At 69.6% G+C, this 16025-nt stretch carries 15 protein-coding genes and 1 tRNA gene; 8 read left to right on the forward strand and 8 right to left on the reverse strand.

Features of this window, described 5'->3' with window-relative positions; all coding sequences use genetic code 11:
- Window positions 1-119: 119 nt before the first annotated feature.
- Window positions 120-203, reverse strand: a tRNA-Leu gene (locus AC13HU_RS13225).
- Window positions 204-608: 405 nt separating this feature from the next.
- Here AC13HU_RS13225 and AC13HU_RS13230 point away from each other — a divergent pair.
- The 6 genes from AC13HU_RS13230 (at window position 609) to pknB (ending at window position 8696) form a co-directional block, all read left to right on the forward strand.
- Window positions 609-1529: an FhaA domain-containing protein gene (locus AC13HU_RS13230; protein WP_483042020.1), complete on the forward strand. Its 921-nt coding sequence runs from the start codon at window positions 609-611 to the stop codon at window positions 1527-1529.
- 10 nt (window positions 1530-1539) lie between these two features.
- Complete coding sequence (locus tag AC13HU_RS13235) at window positions 1540-2055, forward strand: FHA domain-containing protein FhaB/FipA (RefSeq protein ID WP_483042021.1); 516 nt, start codon at window positions 1540-1542, stop codon at window positions 2053-2055.
- Between the two features lie 57 nt (window positions 2056-2112).
- On the forward strand, window positions 2113-3648 hold the full coding sequence (locus tag AC13HU_RS13240) for a Stp1/IreP family PP2C-type Ser/Thr phosphatase (protein WP_483042034.1): 1536 nt from the start codon (window positions 2113-2115) through the stop codon (window positions 3646-3648).
- A 37-nt stretch (window positions 3649-3685) separates the two neighbouring features.
- Window positions 3686-5083, forward strand: a complete 1398-nt coding sequence (locus AC13HU_RS13245) for an FtsW/RodA/SpoVE family cell cycle protein (protein WP_483042022.1) — start codon at window positions 3686-3688, stop codon at window positions 5081-5083.
- Window positions 5080-6540: a peptidoglycan D,D-transpeptidase FtsI family protein gene (locus AC13HU_RS13250; RefSeq protein WP_483042023.1), complete on the forward strand. Its 1461-nt coding sequence runs from the start codon at window positions 5080-5082 to the stop codon at window positions 6538-6540. The genes AC13HU_RS13245 and AC13HU_RS13250 overlap by 4 nt, the downstream gene beginning before the upstream one ends.
- A 173-nt stretch (window positions 6541-6713) precedes the next feature.
- A complete protein-coding gene (pknB, locus tag AC13HU_RS13255) occupies window positions 6714-8696 on the forward strand; it encodes a Stk1 family PASTA domain-containing Ser/Thr kinase (protein WP_483042024.1) in 1983 nt (660 codons plus the stop codon).
- 153 nt (window positions 8697-8849) lie between these two features.
- On the opposite strand, the gene AC13HU_RS13260 is transcribed toward pknB, so the two are convergent.
- The 5 genes from AC13HU_RS13260 to AC13HU_RS13280 all read right to left on the reverse strand — a co-directional run bounded on the left by AC13HU_RS13260 (window position 8850) and on the right by AC13HU_RS13280 (window position 12596).
- Window positions 8850-9596 (reverse strand): class E sortase, encoded by a 747-nt coding sequence (locus AC13HU_RS13260; protein WP_483042025.1) that lies wholly within the window; start codon window positions 9594-9596, stop codon window positions 8850-8852.
- Window positions 9589-10902 carry a class E sortase gene (locus AC13HU_RS13265; protein ID WP_483042026.1) on the reverse strand — a complete coding sequence of 438 codons (1314 nt, stop codon included), beginning with the start codon at window positions 10900-10902 and terminating at the stop codon, window positions 9589-9591. Before AC13HU_RS13265 ends, AC13HU_RS13260 begins: the two co-directional genes overlap by 8 nt.
- Window positions 10899-11555 (reverse strand): aminodeoxychorismate/anthranilate synthase component II, encoded by a 657-nt coding sequence (locus AC13HU_RS13270; RefSeq protein WP_483042027.1) that lies wholly within the window; start codon window positions 11553-11555, stop codon window positions 10899-10901. Before AC13HU_RS13270 ends, AC13HU_RS13265 begins: the two co-directional genes overlap by 4 nt.
- Window positions 11552-11749 carry a hypothetical protein gene (locus AC13HU_RS13275; protein ID WP_483042028.1) on the reverse strand — a complete coding sequence of 66 codons (198 nt, stop codon included), beginning with the start codon at window positions 11747-11749 and terminating at the stop codon, window positions 11552-11554. Before AC13HU_RS13275 ends, AC13HU_RS13270 begins: the two co-directional genes overlap by 4 nt.
- A 133-nt stretch (window positions 11750-11882) precedes the next feature.
- Window positions 11883-12596, reverse strand: a complete 714-nt coding sequence (locus AC13HU_RS13280; RefSeq protein WP_483042029.1) for a DUF881 domain-containing protein — start codon at window positions 12594-12596, stop codon at window positions 11883-11885.
- Window positions 12597-12807: 211 nt separating this feature from the next.
- Between AC13HU_RS13280 and crgA the strand changes: the two genes are divergently transcribed.
- The gene (gene crgA, locus AC13HU_RS13285; protein WP_483042030.1) at window positions 12808-13062 is read left to right on the forward strand and encodes a cell division protein CrgA; all 255 of its coding nucleotides are present in this window, start codon (window positions 12808-12810) and stop codon (window positions 13060-13062) included.
- A 290-nt stretch (window positions 13063-13352) separates the two neighbouring features.
- Here crgA and AC13HU_RS13290 read toward each other — a convergent pair whose 3' ends face one another.
- Window positions 13353-14231 (reverse strand): rhomboid family intramembrane serine protease, encoded by an 879-nt coding sequence (locus AC13HU_RS13290; protein ID WP_483042031.1) that lies wholly within the window; start codon window positions 14229-14231, stop codon window positions 13353-13355.
- A 140-nt stretch (window positions 14232-14371) separates the two neighbouring features.
- Entirely contained in the window at window positions 14372-14905 is a 534-nt protein-coding gene (locus tag AC13HU_RS13295; RefSeq protein ID WP_483042032.1) for a peptidylprolyl isomerase, read from the reverse strand.
- A gap of 235 nt (window positions 14906-15140) precedes the next feature.
- On the opposite strand from AC13HU_RS13295, the gene AC13HU_RS13300 reads away from it, so the two are divergent.
- Window positions 15141-15953: a DUF5324 family protein gene (locus AC13HU_RS13300; RefSeq protein WP_483042033.1), complete on the forward strand. Its 813-nt coding sequence runs from the start codon at window positions 15141-15143 to the stop codon at window positions 15951-15953.
- The last annotated feature ends 72 nt before the right edge of the window (window positions 15954-16025 follow it).

Consider the following 16025-nt stretch of genomic DNA (forward strand, 5'->3'; position numbering starts at 1 on the left):
GACTCCCTTCCGGCCCCGGCCCGCCTCGGTCGCCGGTCCCCGGACACGGGAAAGGGCGGCATCGTGATCACGATGCCGCCCGGTCCGTACTACGTCGAAGCACCTGGGTGCTTCTGCTGTGCGCGAGGGGGGAGTTGAACCCCCACGCCCTTTCGGGCACTGGAACCTGAATCCAGCGCGTCTGCCTATTCCGCCACCCGCGCATGGGTGCCGCCGTTGGGATTCTCACACTGCCCTGGACCTGTAGGTCTTGCTGGTGTGGGAGCCCCGTCCGACATGCAGAAGATTAGCACGGCGCGTGCGGTGCAATCACATCCGTTTCGGGGTAACGGCGGTCGCACAACGCCCGCGGGGGAGGCGGCGCGGTGGAGCGTGCCGGTGCGGGACACTGGGGACACTGGTGGGGGACGGCAGGAACCTGGGACCGCATACAGCGGCCCCATCTACCATCGCAGTGGGTAGGAGGAGCGCAGGCGCAGCGCGGTGTGAGGGTTGACACCGCCCGCCCGAGCAAGATCGGGAACCGCCGGTTTTTCCTACGCGTGGATACGATCAGTAAGCAGTATCGGAATCGAGTCGACGGACGATCCGGAGGAGGGAGGTGCCCGGTGGGTGTGCTGAAGCGTTTCGAGCAGCGCCTTGAGGGCATGGTGAACGGCACCTTCGCCAAGGTCTTCAAGAGCGAGGTGCAGCCCGTGGAGATCGCGGGCGCACTACAGCGTGAGTGCGACAACAACGCGACGATCTGGAACCGCGACCGCACCGTGGTACCGAACGACTTCGTCGTCGAACTGAGCGCCCCCGACTACGAGCGGCTGAGCCCGTACGCGGTCCAACTCGGCGAAGAGCTCGCCGGGATGGTCAAGGACTACGCCAAGCAGCAGCGCTACACGTTCATGGGCACCATCAAGGTGCACCTGGAGCGGGCCGAGGACCTGGACACCGGGCTGTACCGGGTGCGCAGCCGCACCCTGGCGTCCAGCGAGTCCCAGAACCCGCAGGCGCCACAGGGCCACCAGCCGCCCGCAGGCCGGCCGCCGCAGCAGTCGTACCAGCCGCCTGCCCCGCAGCCGCAGCAGCCGCAGCAGCCGTACCAGCCGCCCCCGGCCCGGCCCGTGCCCGACCGGCACGGCGCGCCGCAGCGCCCGGCCGGCCCGCCGCCGATGCCCGCCGCTCCGCCGCCGGGTGGCGGCGCCCCGGTGACCCGGCTGCCCGGCACGGGTGTGCCGGCCGGCTCCCCCGCGGCCGCTGTCCGGCGCTGGGTGGAGATCAACGGCGCCCGTCACCAGATCTCCCGCGCCACGCTCGTGCTCGGCCGCTCCACGGAGGCCGACGTGCGGGTGGACGACCCGGGCGTATCGCGCAAGCACTGTGAAATCCGGGTCGGCACGCCCTCTGTTGTCCAGGACCTCGGGTCGACAAACGGCATCGTGGTAGACGGACAGCACACCCAGCGCGCTACGCTCCGCGACGGCTCCCGCATTGTCGTGGGGAGCACCACCATCGTGTACAGGCAAGCCGAAGGGTGAAGCGGGGGCAATGTCAGAGCTGACCCTGACGGTCATGCGGTTGGGTTTCCTCGCCGTGTTGTGGCTGTTCGTCATCGTCGCGGTCCAGGTGATCAGAAGCGACCTGTTCGGGACCCGGGTGACCCAGCGCGGCGCGCGCCGGGGCGACGACCGGTCCCGTCCGCCGCAGCAGCGCCAGCAGCAGGTGCAGCAGCCCCGCCAGCAGCCGCAGAACAACCGCCAGCGACGCGGCGCCCCCACCAAACTGGTGGTCGCCGAGGGTTCGCTGGCGGGCACCACGGTGGCTCTCCAGGGCCAGACGATCACCCTGGGCCGAGCGCATGACTCGACGATTGTGCTCGATGACGACTACGCGTCCAGCAGGCATGCCAGGATCTACCCGGACACCGACGGCCAGTGGATCGTCGAGGACCTGGGTTCCACCAACGGCACCTATCTGGACCGTAACCGGTTGACCACGCCCACCCCGGTCCCGCTGGGCGCGCCGATCCGCATCGGCAAGACCGTTATCGAGCTGCGGAAGTAGTCGCACAATGGGGCAGCGAAGCCACGACGCGCGAGCGAGAGGGTGGGCAGCGTGCGGATGTACCCGGAACCGACGGGGGAGGTACGCATGTCACTGAGCCTGCGTTTCGCCGCCGGTTCACACAAGGGCATGATCCGCGAGGGGAACGAGGACTCCGGCTACGCCGGCCCCCGTCTGCTCGCGATCGCCGACGGCATGGGCGGTCAGGCCGCCGGCGAGGTCGCCTCCTCCGAGGTGATCTCCGCCATCGTCACGCTCGACGACGACATCCCCGGCTCGGACATCCTCACCTCGCTCGGCACCGCCGTGCAGCGGGCCAACGACCAACTGCTGCAGATGGTCGAGGAGGATCCGCAGCTGGAGGGCATGGGCACCACGCTCACCGCCCTGCTGTGGACCGGGCAGCGGCTCGGCCTGGTGCATGTCGGCGACTCCCGCGCGTATCTGCTGCGGGACGGCGTCCTGACCCAGATCACCCAGGACCACACCTGGGTGCAGCGGCTGGTGGACGAGGGCCGGATCACCGAGGAAGAGGCCACCACCCACCCGCAGCGCTCGCTGCTGATGCGCGCGCTCGGCAGCGGCGAGCGGGTCGAACCCGACCTGTCCATCCGCGAGGTGCGGGTCGGCGACCGCTACCTGATCTGCTCGGACGGTCTGTCCGGGGTGGTCAGCCACCAGACGATGGAAGACACCCTCGGTGGCTACCAGGCTCCGCACGAGACCGTGCAGGAGCTGATCCAGCTCGCCCTGCGCGGCGGCGGCCCCGACAACATCACCTGCATCGTCGCCGACGTGCTGGACACCGACGACGGCGAAACCCAGGCCGCGCAGCTCAACGACACCCCGGTGGTGGTCGGCGCGGTCGCCGAACACCAGTCGCAGCCCAACGACCCGCGACACCTGGACACCCCGGCCGGCCGCGCCTCCGAGCTCGGCCGCGCCCCGCACCAGGCCGGTCCGTCCGGCGCGTTCGGGCCGCCCGGCAGCGGCGACCCGGTGCCCGGCACCCCGCTCGGCGCGTTCGGCGGCTACGACGAGGCCGACCTCGACAAGCCCGCCAAGAGCAAGTGGCCCAAGCGCAGCCTGATCAGCCTCGTGGTGCTGATCGTGGTGGCCGGCGGCCTGTACGGGGCGTACTCCTGGACCCAGAACCAGTACTACGTGGGCGCCAAGGGCGACCACGTCGCGGTCTACCAGGGCATCGACCAGAAGCTCGTCGGGCTCAGCCTGTCCAAGGTGCACCGCGATCGCGTGGACATCCCGCTGAAGTACCTGCCGTCGTACCAGCGCAAGCAGGTGCAGGGCAACATCACCACCAACAGCCTCGGGCAGGCGAACGACAAGGCCGACGAACTCGCCCAGCAGGCGGGCGTCTGCAAGAAGGTCGCCGATGCCAAGAGCATCGCCGACAAGGCGAAGGACGCGGCGAAGAACGCCGAGGACTCGGTCGGCTCCGGCGGTGCCGCCGGCAACGCCGGAGGCAAGCAGGGCGGGAAGAAGGTCACCACCACCCCGACCACCGCACCCGGTCCGTCCCTGACGCCCGACGAGAAGAAGCTTGTCGGGCAGTGCAGCACGGACCAGCAGTAGTGCCGGCACCGGAAGTAGCAGGAAGGTTCGGCTCGTCATGAGCGCCAGCAACACCACGACGATCACGTCGATCGGCGCGCCCAACCGCCGCAACACCGAACTGGCCATGCTGCTCTTCGCGGTGGCGATCCCCCTCTTCGCGTACGCCGACGCCGGGCTCGCCAAGCACGGCTCCGTGCCCGCGAGTCTGGCGGAGTACGGCCTCGGCCTGGGCTGCATCGCGGGCATAGCGCACCTGCTCGTGCGCAAGTTCGCGCCCTACGCCGACCCGTTGATGCTGCCGATCGCCACGCTCCTCAACGGCCTCGGCCTGGTGCTGATCTGGCGGCTCGACCAGGAACCCTCCATCACCACGCCCCAACTCGGCGGAGCGATGGCCCCCAAGCAGCTGATGTGGTCGGCACTGGGAGTGGCGCTCTTCGCCATCGTCCTGGTCTTCCTCAAGGACCACCGCATCCTGCAGCGCTACACGTACATCTCGATGATCGTGGCGCTCGCCCTGCTGATCGCGCCGATCTTCTTCCCGGCGGTCTACGGCGCCCGGATCTGGATCACCATCCCCGGCGTCGGCTCGCTCCAACCGGGCGAGTTCGCCAAGATCGTCATCGCGGTCTTCTTCGCCGGCTACCTGATGGTGAAACGGGACGCCCTCGCGCTCGCCTCCCGCCGCTTCATGGGCCTGTACCTGCCGCGCGGCCGTGACCTCGGGCCGATCCTGGCGATCTGGGCGCTCAGCCTGATGATCCTGGTCTTCGAGACCGACCTGGGCACCTCGCTGCTCTTCTTCGGCCTCTTCGTGATCATGCTCTACGTGGCCACCGAGCGGACCAGCTGGATCGTGTTCGGCCTGCTGCTCAGCGCGGGCGGCGCCGTCGTGGTCGGCACCACCGAGGCGCACGTCAAGGTCCGTGTCCAGGAGTGGCTGCACCCGCTCGCCCTCCAGAACGGCGGCGTCACCGAGACCGCGCAGTCCCGCTACGCGTTCGGCTCCGGCGGCCTGTTCGGCTCCGGCCTCGGCGAGGGCTACAGCCGGCTGATCGGCGGCATCGCCCCGAAGAGCGACTACATCCTCGCCACCGTCGGCGAGGAGTTGGGCCTGGCCGGTGTGATGGCCATCCTGCTGCTGTACGGCCTGCTGATCGAGCGTGGCCTGCGCACCGCGCTGGCCGCGCGTGACCCGTTCGGCAAGCTGCTCGCGGTCGGCCTGTCCGGCGGCTTCGCGCTCCAGGTCTTCGTGGTCGCCGGCGGCGTCACCGGGCTCATCCCGCTGACCGGTATGACCATGCCGTTCCTCGCCCAGGGCGGCTCCTCGGTGATCGCCAACTGGGCCCTGGTCGCCATCCTGCTGAGGATCAGCGACACCGCGCGACGCCCGGCGCCGAGCCCCGCCCCCTCTCCCGATGCCGAAGCGACCCAGGTGGTGCGCAGCCAGTGAACAAGCCTCTGCGACGGGTCGCGGTCTTCTGCGGCCTCCTCGTCCTCGCCCTGCTCGTGCGCGTGAACTACGTGCAGTACGTCCAGGCCGGCCAGCTCTCCAGCGACCGTCACAACCGGCGGGTGTCGATCAACCAGTTCGCCCAGCCGCGCGGCGACATCATCGTGGACGGCAAGGCGATCACCGGGCACGCCACGACCACCGGCAGCGACTTCAAGTACAAGCAGACCTTCACCGACGGCCCGATGTGGGCGCCGGTGACCGGCTTCGCCTCGCAGGCATACAGCACCACGATGCTGGAGGGGGTGGAGGACAAGTTCCTCACCGGCGACGACGACCGGCTCTTCTTCAACCGCACCGTCGACCTGCTCACCGGCAAGCAGAAGCAGGGTGGCAACGTGGTGACCACGCTGAACGCCAAGGCGCAGGCCGCCGCGTACAACGGGCTCGACAAGAAGAAGGGCGCCGTGGTGGCGCTCGACCCACGCACCGGCGCGATCCTCGCGATGGCCAGCACCCCGTCGTACGACCCCAACTCCTTCGCGGGCACCTCGCTGACCGACGAGAAGAACTGGAACGCGGTCGGAAAGAAGAACGACCCGGACGACCCGACGCTGAACCGGGCGCTGCGCCAGACCTACCCGCCCGGCTCGACCTTCAAGCTGGTCACCGCGGCCGCGGCGCTGCAGACCGGCAAGATCAGCGACATCGACACGAATACGGACTCCCCGGACCCGTACACCCTGCCGGGCACCACTACCCCGCTGCCGAACGAGGGCAACATCCCCTGCAAGAACGCGAGCCTGCGCAAGGCGCTGAAGTACTCGTGCAACAGCGTCTTCGGCAAGCTCGGCGCCGACGTGGGGCTCAAGGACATGGTCGACGAGGCCGAGCAGTTCGGCTTCAACAAGGAGCAGTTCGTCCCGGTCCGCGCGGACGCCAGCAACTTCGACACCGAGATGAGCCCCGACCACGTCGCGCAGTCCTCGATCGGCCAGTTCGACACCACGGCCACCCCGCTGCAGATGGCGATGGTCGCCTCCGCGATCGCGAACAACGGCAAGCTGATGCAGCCGTACGAGGTCGACAAGCTGGTCGCCCCGAACCTGAGCACCATCGCACAGACCAGCCCCAAGCAGATGAGCCAGCCGCTGTCGGCGGAGAACGCGCAGAAGCTCCAGTCGATGATGGAGACCGTCGTCAACGAGGGCACCGGCACCAACGCCAAGATCGCGGGCGTCAAGGTCGGCGGCAAGACCGGCACCGCGCAGCACGGCATCAACAACGAGGGCACGCCCTACGCCTGGTTCGTCTCCTACGCGATGACCGACCAGGGGTCGCCGGTCGCCGTGGCGGTGGTGGTCGAGGACGCCTCCGCCAACCATGACGACGTCTCCGGTGGCGGTTTCGCCGCCCCGATCGCCAAGGACGTCATGGAAGCGGTGCTCAACAAGTGAGAGACGCGTCACGTCCGGATTGGGTCGCAGCCAGGTACCGGTCGGATATCGGCGGACCGCTGAGCCGAATGTGCGCGCGGCGCGCCCGGTAGCGTATCCCCGAGCAGGCGTAGGGCACAGGTTCACATGTCGGGTTGAGCTTGGGACAGCGGGATTGAGGAGAGGGCAGAGCTATGGAAGAGCCGCGTCGCCTCGGCGGCCGGTACGAGCTGGGCTCGGTGCTCGGCCGCGGCGGCATGGCCGAGGTGTACCTCGCCCATGACACGCGCCTCGGCCGCACCGTTGCTGTGAAGACGCTACGGGTGGACCTCGCCCGTGATCCGTCTTTCCAGGCCCGGTTCCGCCGTGAGGCCCAGTCGGCCGCCTCTCTGAACCACCCCTCGATCGTCGCCGTGTACGACACCGGCGAGGACTACGTCGACGGGATCTCGATCCCGTACATCGTGATGGAGTACGTCGACGGCTCCACCCTGCGCGAGCTGCTGCACTCCGGGCGCAAGCTGCTGCCGGAGCGCTCGCTGGAGATGACCGTCGGCATCCTGCAGGCCCTGGAATACAGCCACCGGGCCGGCATCGTGCACCGCGACATCAAGCCCGCGAACGTGATGCTGACCCGCACCGGCCAGGTCAAGGTCATGGACTTCGGCATCGCCCGCGCGATGGGCGACTCCGGCATGACCATGACCCAGACCGCCGCGGTGATCGGCACCGCGCAGTACCTCTCGCCCGAGCAGGCCAAGGGCGAGCAGGTCGACGCCCGGTCCGACCTGTACTCGGCGGGCTGCCTGCTGTACGAGCTGCTGACCGTCCGGCCGCCGTTCGTCGGCGACTCGCCGGTCGCGGTGGCGTACCAGCACGTGCGCGAGGAGCCGCAGCCGCCGTCGGTGTACGACCCCGAGGTCACCCCGGCGATGGACGCGATCGTGCTGAAGGCGCTGACGAAGGACCCGGACTACCGCTACCAGTCGGCCGACGAGATGCGGGCCGACGTCGAGGCGGCGCTGGACGGCCAGCCGGTCGGCGCCACCGCCGCGATGGGCGCGGCCGGCTACGGCTACCCGCACCAGTACGGCGACGCGGCGGCCACCACCGCGATGCCGCCGCAGACGGACCCGCAGACCTCGATGCTGCCGCCGGCCCGCGACGACGACGGCGGCTACGGGTACGACGACCGCCCGGACCGGCGGCGGCAGAAGAAGTCCAGCAACACCTCCACGGTGCTGCTGGTGGTCGCCGCCGTCCTGGTGCTGATCGGCGCGATCTTCCTCGGCAAGTCGCTGTTCGGCGGGCACGCCCAGAACGGCGGCACCGTGCCGGACTTCACCAACGTCTCGCTGAGCGACGCCAAGGTGAAGGCGGACAACGTCGGCATAAAGCTGGTCAACGGCCCGGCGGTGTTCTGCCCCGACGTCGACAAGAACCTGGTCTGCAAGCAGGACCCGAAGGCGGACTCCGCGATCCCGTCGGACAAGACCGTCACCGTCAACCTGTCGAAGGGCTCCGCGCCGATCGCGGTGCCGGATGTGACCAACGACAAGTTCGACGACGCGAACACGGAGCTGACCGGCAAGGGCTTCCAGGTGAACCAGAAGTCCCAGACCTCCACCACCGTGGACGCCGGCACGGTCCTCAGCCAGGACCCGAAGGGCGGCGCCAAGGTCGCCAAGGGTTCGACGATCACCCTGACCGTCGCGGTGGCGCCGAAGACGGTCACCCCGACCAACGTCAAGGGCGAAACCTACGACCAGGCGGTCAGCGCGCTCAAGGCGCAGGGCTTCACGAACATCAGCCGGGGCACGGACCAGCCGTCCGCCGAGACCCCCCAGGGCGAGATCATCAGCCAGACACCTGATCCGAGCGCGGGCGAGCAGTCGCTGGACACCGCGATCGTGCTGACCGTCTCCGCGGGCCCGCAGCAGACCCAGCAGCCGCCGGCGACCATGCCGGGCGACCTGACGGGCCAGACCGTCGGTCAGGCCAAGCAGGAACTCCAGGCGCTGAACCTCGACCTGCAGATCACCGCCGTCGACATGACGGGCAACCAGGCCGATGACAATGCCAAGGTCATCCAGGTCGACCCGGTGGCGGGCACCCAGCTCCATGAGGGGCAGTCGGTGACGCTCACCGCGATCGGCGGCAACGGCTTCGGCCACTGAGGCCGGGCACCCACGGCGAACGACGACGGAGGGCCCGCAGGCTGGAAAGCTGCGGGCCCTCCGTCATGTCCGAACGGGTCAGACCCGAGCCGTCAGGCCCTCCGCCGGCCCCGGCCCTACGTCCGGGCGCCCTGTCCGAGGGCGCCCTGGCCGTTACTCCAGTTCCGGCGGCGGCGTCCGCTGCGCGTCGACCTTCTCCGTACGCACCAGCTGGCCCCAGACCACGTAGCGGTAGAGCGAGGTGTAGACGGGCGTGCAGGTGGTGAGCGTGATGTAGCGGCCCGGCTTGGTCTTGCCGGACTCCTTGGGGACCTGGTCGGTCACCGCGACGTTGTACTTCGAGGTCTCGTCGAGGACCTTGTAGACCTTGTAGACGTACCAGGTGTCCTTGGACTCGAAGACGACCGCGTCGCCCTTGTGGATCTTGTTGATGTCGTGGAACTTCGCCCCGTGGCCGTCGCGGTGCGCGGCGACGGTGAAGTTGCCGCTGCTGTCCCAGGGCATCGCGGCCGGCGTGGGCTTGGTGTAGTAGCCGGCCACGCCCTCGTTGAGCACGTCGGTGGACGTGCCCTTCTTCACCAGGACCTCGTAGTTCCTGCCCATCGCCGGCACGTGCAGGAAGCCGATGCCGTCCTTGGTGTCCAGGCCGCGCGGGGCGCTGTTGCCGCCGCCCGACGGGCCCTGGGCCCAGTCCTGGCGGACCTTGTCCCCCGCCTTGCGCGCGTGCCGGTCGGCGATCACGTTCGTCCACCACAGCGAGTAGACGACGAACAGCGCGAGGATCAGCCCCACGGTGATGAGGACCTCGCCGATGACGCTGATGGGGGCCGCGACGCGGCCCCGCCCGGTGCGGTTCTCGGTGGTCACGCTGTTCCGTTCTGTTGTCGCGCCCTCAGCCATTGACGAGCGCGTCGGGCTTGCCCTTGCTGCGCGGCCGCTCCTCGGTGAGCTTGCCCCAGACGATCAGCCGGTTGGTGCTGGTGAACTCGGGGGTGCACGTGGTGAGCGTGATGTAGCGGCCCGGCATGGTGAAGCCGGACCCGGGCGGTACGGGTTCGAGGACGCTGACGTTGCTCGGCGGGGTGGCCGCCAGCGAAGTGGTCACGGTGTACGTGTAGTACGTGGTGGACGTCTCGACCACCACCTTGTCGCCGGAGACCAGGTGGTTGATGTAGCGGAAGGGCTCGCCGTGCGTGTTGCGGTGGGCGGCGACCGCGAAGTTGCCGGTCTTGTCCCACGGCATCGCGGTGTTCACGGGGGCGCCGTCGTAGTGGCCGATCATGCCCTTGTTGAGCACCTTGGTGGTGCTGACGCCCTGGGCGATCGGGGCCTTGACGTCCAGCTTCGGGATGTACATGATCGCGAAGCCCTGGCCGGGGGAGAAGGTGCCCGCCGCCCGGTTGGGATCACCCGAGGCGCTGTCCCACTGGTGTTCCAGGTTGTTCGACGCGCTGTTGGCCTGGGCGTGCGCCCGGACGTTGGTCCACCACAGCTGGTAGGTGACGAACAGCAGCATCACGACGCCGAGGGTGATGAACAACTCGCCGACGATCCGGCTGAGCACCACCGCGGGGCTGTCCTTGGCGGCCTTCGCGGCGCGGCGGGCCTCGACCCGGCTCAGCGGCGCGGCCGGCGGCTGTCCGGCGGCGGAGGCGGACGCGGCTGACGTGGCGTTCGCCGCGGCCGTCGAGGGGGCGTTGCGGCCCCGGGCGTGGTGCCCGCCGCGGGCGGCCGCCTTGCGTCTGGCGGCACGACCACCGTCCGTACCGGGCAGTCCGGGTGATCCGGCTGATCCGGGTGCCGGCGCGAGGGTGGCCGCGGGAGCTGCCTCCTCCGCCTCGGTGAGGAGGGGAAGCCGCGCGGTCTCGTCCGGCCGCGGCACCGAGAGGGGTTCGGGCGTCGGGGCGGGCGTCGTCGGCGGTGTATGCAGCGGGGGCGCCATCTGTTCCGGCATCGGTGGCCCGGCCATCGGTTCCGGCATGGGCGGTTGCGCAGTCTCCGGCGCCGGCGGCCGCGCCATCTCCGGCCCGCGGAACCAGGGCGAACCCTGTGGCGGGCCCTGCGGCGGACCCTCGACCACCGGGGGGTGGCCGGGCAGCGGGTCGTTGAGGGGGTCGGCGAGCTGTCCGACGGCAACCTCGAACTGCCCGGTGTCCTCGTAGGACATCGGGCTGTCGGCGGGACGCTCCGGCCGGAGCGTGGTCACCTCCCGGCCCGCCCGACGGGTACGCCCGTCCCGACCACCGGGGCCAGTCCGTGCGACCGCTCCACCGCCCCCGGTTCACCGCACTCGGCGAGCCAGTTGGCGAGCATGCGGTGACCCCACTCGGTGAGCACCGACTCCGGGTGGAACTGCACTCCCTCGACGGCGGCGTGGCGGTGCCGGAGCCCCATGATGATCCCGTCCTCCGTCCAGGCGGTCACCCGCAACTCGTCGGGGAGCGAGTCCCGTTCGACCGCGAGCGAGTGATAGCGGGTGGCGGTGAAGGGCGAGGGCAGCCCCGCGAAGACGCCGGAGCCCTCGTGCACCACCGCCGAGGTCTTGCCGTGCAGCAGTTCCGGCGCCCGGCCGACCACCCCGCCGTAGGCCACCGCCATGGACTGCACACCAAGGCAGACGCCGAAGACCGGTACGCCGGTTTCCGCGCAGTGCCGGACCATGTCCACGCACACCCCGGCCTCCTCGGGGGTGCCGGGGCCGGGGGAGAGCAGTACCCCGTCGAACCCCTCGTCGGCGTGCGCGAGTTCCACCTCGTCGTTGCGCAGCACCTCGCACTCGGCGCCGAGTTGGTAGAGGTACTGGACCAGGTTGAAGACGAAGGAGTCGTAGTTGTCGACCACGAGGATGCGTGCGCTCATCGGACGGCGGCCGCTCCGTGTTGGATTGCGGTCATCCCGTTGTCGACGGTGACGTCGTTGAACGGCAGCAGCGGCTCCGCCCACGGGAACACGTACTGGAAGAGGATGTAGACGACCGCGAGGGCCAGCACGAGTGAGATCATCGTCCTCACCCACACGTTGCCCGGCAGATGCCGCCAGATCCAGCCGTACATGCGGTGCCTTCCTTCTGAGTCCCCGCAACAGGGTAAAGGGAGATCGGCGACCAAGGGGGGTTCACGGGACAAAGCTTCGACATGGAATCGACCTGTGCGCACACCTGTCCGGGCCGGTGGCGGGCGAGGCCGTTCACCGCTGGTCCACAGGCGTCGCATAGCGGAGGTCCACCGATCCGGTGTACCCGGGCAGCGTGGTCCGGCCGGCCGCCGTCATCTTCCAGCCGAGGCCGTACGCCTTGACGTACTCCAGGTAGTTGCGGATCGCCGGGCTGGCGTCGATCGCCTTGCGCAGCCGGCTCTGGTCGCCGATCGCGGTGATGCGGTAGGGCGGGGAGTACACCCGGCCCTGGAGGATGAGGGTGTTGCCGACGCAGCGGACCGCGCTGGTCTCGATCAGCCGCTGGTCCATGACGCGGATGCCCTGGGCACCGCCCTGCCACAGCGCGTTCACCACGGCCTGGAGGTCCTGCTGGTGGATGACCAGGTCGTTCGGCTGTGGGTCGGGCACGCCCGGCACCAGCGGGGTGGCGTTCGGCGGGGCGTCGTCGAGCGTGACCTCGAGGGCCGGTCCGGTCAGCGGGGAGGTGCCGGCCGCCTTGCCGAGGGCGTCGCTCCGGGCCCGCTCGGCGGGGCTGAGGCCGCCGCGCTGCCGGGTCAGCCGGTCCACGTCGGAGCGGACGTCGGCGAGCTGCTGGTCCAGCTTCTCGTTCTGCGCGTTCTTCGCGCGGATGTTGTCCGACAGCTTCGGCAACGGGTCGTCGCTGCGGATGTCGACGCCCTTCGCGGTGTCGAAGCTCGTCCAGAAGATCAGTCCGGCCAGCGCGAAGACTCCCGCACTGAGCACGCGCAGCGCTACCGTGCGGGATACAGCGCGAGATGTAGGGGCAGGGGAGGTGCCACCGGCTCCGGTCACCAAATACCCTTCTCCTTACAACCCAAGGGAAGCACTACGCTAACGGACGCCCGGGAGCGGCACCGCCTCCCACCGCCCCTCACCCGCCGGGCTGACCCCACAGACCCGTGCGGTTACGCAGCGCATCGACAGGAGATCCCTCGTGCCGAAGTCACGGATCCGCAAGAAGGCGGACTTCACCCCGCCCCCCTCCAAGAACGCCACCGCGATAAAGCTCAACAACCGCGGCTGGGTCGCGCCACTGATGCTGGCGTTCTTCGTCGTCGGGCTGGCCTGGATCGTCCTGTTCTACGTGACGCGGGGCGACCTCCCGGTGGACGCGTTCGGCAACTGGAACATCGTGGTCGGCTTCGGCTTCATCGCCGGCGGCTTCGTCGTCTCCACGCAGTGGAAGTAGCACGTCGAGCGTGGTCTCGCGCACTTGTCCACACGGTTATCCACAGTGGGGAAAAGGTCAGAAGATCTGTGGATAACCTCTACGGAGTTGACGCCGATACGACCGGTGGTCGCTACGGCGGCCACCGGTCTCTCGTTGATCTTGTAGGGAAAACCCGGCCAAATCGGGCCTGGTGACCCTCCGAACAGCGCTTCCCACCAGTTGTGCACAACGCGGTGAGCCGCCCCCAGAGGTTCCGTCCCGCTGTGGATAACGTCTGATCAACGCCAGGGACACGGGCGGCTCGGCGGTCAGCCCGTGACTTGCGCCACAGCCACCCCGATGAGGGCGAGCGAGGCCACCAGCACCGCCGCGGTGGACCCCCACTGCACCAGCGACCGCCGCTCCCGCGGGGCGTAGAGCATCCCTATGGCCACCAGGGTGCCGGCCACCAGACCGCCGACGTGTGCCTGCCAGCTCACCCCGCTCCAGGTGAAGCTGAAGAGGATGTTCAGGCCGAGCAGGATCAGGATCGGCCGCATGTCGTAGCGCGCCCGCCGCATGTAGACCGCGGTCGCGCCGAACAGTCCGAAGATCGCTCCCGAGGCACCGATGGTGAGGGCGTCCGGCGCGAGCAGCAGCACCGCGGCGGAAGCCCCCAGCGCGGAGACGAAGTACAGCGCGATGTAGTGCGCCCGGCCGATCCGCTGTTCCAGCGGGGCGCCGATCCACCACAGGGTCAGCATGTTGAAGCCCAGGTGCAGCGGGTTGCCGCGCTCGTGCAGGAACGCCGAGGTGATCACCCGGTACCACTGCCCGTCGGCGGCGCCGCCGCACACCTGGTGGCCGAACATGTCGTGCCCGCAAACCGCGTACAGCCCGTAGTTCTCCGACACCGTGCCGGCTCCGCCGCCGCCGACCGCCAGCTCCACCAGCCACAGCGCGACGTTGACCGCGATGAGGATCTTCGTGATCAGGAACGGGTCGCCCGCGCCGACCCGGCCGCCGGTCACCGTACGGGGCTGGGAGGTGTGGTGGGCGGACTGGTTGGCCCGGGCCACGCACTCCGGGCACTGGAACCCGACCGACGCGCTGACCATGCAGGCAGGGCAGATCGGCCGCTCGCACCGGGTGCAGCGGATACCGGTCTCCCGGTCGGGATGCCGATAGCAGCAGACCGCCTGGTCCATGAAGTCCACTCCCTGATGACACCCGACGACAACCTGTGCGCACCTGTGCCCGCGCCTTGCGCCGGCTGTGCACCCGTACGCCCCGCCCACTAGTACGTGCGGGCGGGGCGCGATGTTCCCCGAAGACTACGGGATCGGCGTCAGGAGGTGTGCCGGTCGATCAGCACCGTCTCCAGGACCACTTCGCTGAGCGGGCGGTTGGTGTGCGGGTTGGTCGGGGTGCCGACGATGCCGTCCACCACCTTCCGGCTGTCGCCGTCGGCGACCTCGCCGAAGATGGTGTGCTTGCGGGTCAGCCAGGTGGTCGGCGCCACGGTGACGAAGAACTGCGAGCCGTTGGTGTTCGGGCCCGCGTTCGCCATCGCCAGCAGGTAGGGCCGGTCGAAGGCCAGGTCGGTGTGGAACTCGTCGGGGAACTCGTAGCCGGGGCCGCCGGTGCCGTCGCCCAGCGGGTCACCGCCCTGGATCATGAAGCCCGACAGGACTCGGTGGAAGACGGTGCCGTCGTAGAGCTTCGCGTGCGACGGATCACCGGTCCGCGGATCGGTCCACTCCCGGCTGCCCTCGGCGAGCCCGACGAAGTTCGCGACCGTCTTCGGGGCGTGATTCGGCAGCAGCCGGATCACGATGTCCCCGCGGTTGGTCCGCAAGGTGGCGTAGAGCTGCTCGGCCACGTTCTACCTTCCATGAATCTTCACTGACAGGGACAAATCCTCGCACGGTCCGTCCGGTGCCGTCGGCCTGATGCGTGTCCCCGCCCGGCGGCACCGCGGTGGGTACCACGGGAATCGGGCCGACTGACCCGTATGCCTTGCCGCACATGCCGTACTTCAGGCGGCCGGGCATGATTTCAAACCGGGTGGACAGGCGAAAACCGTACGCCACCGAACCACCGAGGAGGAGGTTCCTGTGACCCGCATCGACAGCGTGCGCCATGCGGCCGACGTGACGAAGGACAGCGTGCGGCACGCCGCGGAGGTGGCGGCACCGTACGCGACCACGGCCAAGGAGAACGCCATGGTCTACGGCAGGCAGTACGGCAGGCAGGCAGGCGTCTACGGGCGCCAGGCGGGAGCCGTCGCCAGGCAGCAGTACGAAGCCAAACTCGCCCCCCGGGTCGGCCAGGCCCGCGAGCAGGCGTGGGCCGCGGTGCCGCCCAAGGCCGCGAGCGCCGTGGAGATCGCGGCCCGCCGCACCGCGGACGGCGCGAAGGCCGCCACCGACTACACGGCCCCGAAGGTGAGCACCGCGGTCGCCGCAACCCGTTCCGTGGCCGGTCCGGCCAAGGACGAGGTCGTGCTGCGCGGTGCTGCCGCCCTGCAGGCCCTGCGCGGCCAGGTGTCGGCCACCGACATCGACCGGCTGGTCCGGCGCCGGATGCGCCGCGCGAAGGCCGGACGAGCCGCTCGCGACGTGGTGCTGGTGGCCGTGTGCTGCGGCGCCGCGGTCGCCGCCTGGAAGTGGTGGAACAAGCAGAACAACCCGGAGTGGCTGGTCGAGCCGTCCGAGGCCACCGATGTGGCGGACCGGGCGTCGATGAACGGCAGCGCCACCCTCACGGTGGTGGACCCGCTCGACGGCGGCTCCGTGAACGGCTCCTCGGCCGACTCGGCCGCCACCATCGACAAGGTCGACGGCTCTGCCGGGGCCGGCGACTTCGACGACGAGGTGCGGGCCAAGCAGGCGGAGGCGGACCGCAAACGCGAAGAAGGCGACCAGTAGGACCTGGCCGCCCCACTCCACACCGCACAGCCGCACGCCGCACCGGCCGGCCGTCTTCCCGACGCCGGCCGG

It is taken from the genome of Streptomyces sp. NH27 (genome assembly GCF_056859195.1).